This is a genomic window from Bacillota bacterium (assembly GCA_012837285.1).
Taxonomy (GTDB): Bacteria; Bacillota; DTU030; order DUMP01; family DUMP01; genus DUNI01.
In genome coordinates, this window is the sequence record DURJ01000148.1 from 1 (window position 1) to 2,158 (window position 2,158).

Here is a 2,158-nt window from a genome sequence, read left to right on the forward strand (position 1 = left end):
ACCACCACTTCTTTTTCGTCGGCCAACGGATACAGCCCCTTGATGGCAGCCGGGCTTTCGTAACACCAATTGAGATCTCCGTCGACGGAAAAAGAATAGACTATATTCGGATCGGCCACCAGCACTTCCTCCCCACGCACCACCAAGGCCCGACAAGAACCTTTTAGGCGCCGCTGCCAGATTCGTTCGCCGCCGGTGGTCATGAGGATCAATCGGGCCGGTGCCAGCGGCGAATCGCCGGCTTGGATTACAGCCAAATCCTCGCCTGGGGTCCAGGCCAGATCAGCCGCTGGGTGTTTCGGCTGGATGGTATAGGGTTCACTGTCCCAGGGAGCTACATATACCTTATCGCCGGCGGCTGCGGCTAGGCCCCGGGTTCCCACTGCCAAGGCGTGGATAATGTCGGCACTCTGCCACAGGAGCCTAGTACTCCCCGGTTCGGTAGTTAACCTTGCCAGCCGTCCTTGGGGCGTCTCTGCGGTTAAAGTTACGGTACTCACAACCCAGTTGTCCTTAGAGGCAGCAGCCAGCCTAATAACCGAATTGTTACGGAATATGTGTTCGGCCAGAAGCTCACCGTCCGGACTGTACAGGCGCACCCGCTCCAGCAAGTTGGACTGTTCCTCCAGTACCGGGCCCTGAGCCAGAGCCAGTTTCCCATCCGGGGCCAAAGCCAAGGCCTGCACATCCCACCCGGTGGCTTCAGACCAAAGTACGCCTTGTTCAGAGATAAACTTGGTCACCTGACCGCTGTCAGCCGCCAACAGCAGTTGACGTCCATCGCTCAGGGCCTTAAACGGTCCCGGGGCCTCTTCTGTCCACAACACGGCCCCGTCGGCAGCCACCGCTGCCAGCATGCCGGGTGCAGCTTCGGTTATTAGCTGCTGCTGGATCAATTCCCCGCCCAGCCAGCAAGGTATATGGTCGGCTTGACCATAATATTCCCACACCAACCGAGCCCGGGGTAGTGAGGCTTTTAGCCCCCACACCGGCAAGCTGAGAGTGGGATGGCCCACACCGGATCTAATAAATAGAAACGGCAGCAGCAATATTAAGAATAATGCCGCCCATAAACCGCCTTGGTACCGATGGTCCTGCACCTTATTCACCCCGAACCTGCTCTATACTGGCAAGTTCGCCTTTGGGGTCGCCTTTTCCTTCTTTTTCCAGGACGTGCCGTTGATATTATCCGCGAGCAAGGGCTGAAAGCCAAAAAATCTGTTTGGTAAATATCCAGACAGATTTTTGTTTACAGCGAACATCTTATGTAGTATAGTTGAAGTGAGAAAGTTATTACCTTCGGCACTACGGTGCATATCCTAATCCTACAGGGGGGGAAGAACAATGGTAAAAGTAGAAATTACACCTGAAGCTCAGAAATACCTGCTGGCCAAGGGCACGGACGAATTGAGAGTTCAGTACGCCGATTGCGGTGGCTGAGGCGGACCGGTAATTCGACCTGCCGTGCTTGCAGGCGCACCCACAGACACCGACGGTTATCAGCAGCAGAATATTAACGGTTTTGAGGTCTATGTCAGCGACCATTTGCGCGTGCAGCCCGGAGGAATTCGGATCGGGCTCAGCGGGTGGGGACCGTTTCGGTTTGTTACTTTAGAAGGAGCCGTTTAAGGCTCCTTCTATTTTTCTGCTCTTGTTTCACTTGTCGTCGCCGATGACTCGGCTGCCGCCGTTTGGCCGCCAGGACAATGATGATGTTTATAAAGATTGAGAAATTCCAGCAAAAATCGTATTTCCCTGGGGGTACAAGTACAAATACGCTCCAACACTGCCTGAGCCTGGGGTCTTTCCAGCAACGCACGCACACTGGGGCTTAGGCGGGCATAAAAAGCGGCCGGGTCTTCTTCTTGGATTAAGTAACAAGGTGATACGCCCAAGGCTGCAGCCAAGTTATCCAAGGTGAGAAGCGATGGCTGCACTTCGCCGCGCTCAATTTGGCCTACCAAACCCGGTGAAACCGCCGCCCGTTCTGCCAGTTCGGCCTGACTGTAGCCCAGATCTTCTCGTGCCTGTCGCAAACGAGCGCCCAGTCCCGCCAGCGGACCCAGTATTTGGGCCACGCCGGTATCTAAAGCTTCGGCAATGCGATTCAGGGTTGCCGGGGCCGGGCTCACCCGACCACGCTCGATTTCACTCAGAT

At 55.5% G+C, this 2,158-nt stretch carries 2 protein-coding genes; both read right to left on the reverse strand.

Going from position 1 to position 2,158, the window contains the following annotated elements; genetic code table 11:
• A partial coding sequence (locus GX016_08450) for a PQQ-binding-like beta-propeller repeat protein (protein ID HHT71590.1) occupies nucleotides 1–1,109 on the reverse strand: 1,109 nt, incomplete at its 3' end.
• Nucleotides 1,110–1,637: 528 nt separating this feature from the next.
• Nucleotides 1,638–2,158, reverse strand: a 521-nt coding sequence (locus GX016_08455; GenBank protein HHT71591.1) for a helix-turn-helix transcriptional regulator, incomplete at its 5' end; no start/stop codon positions are given.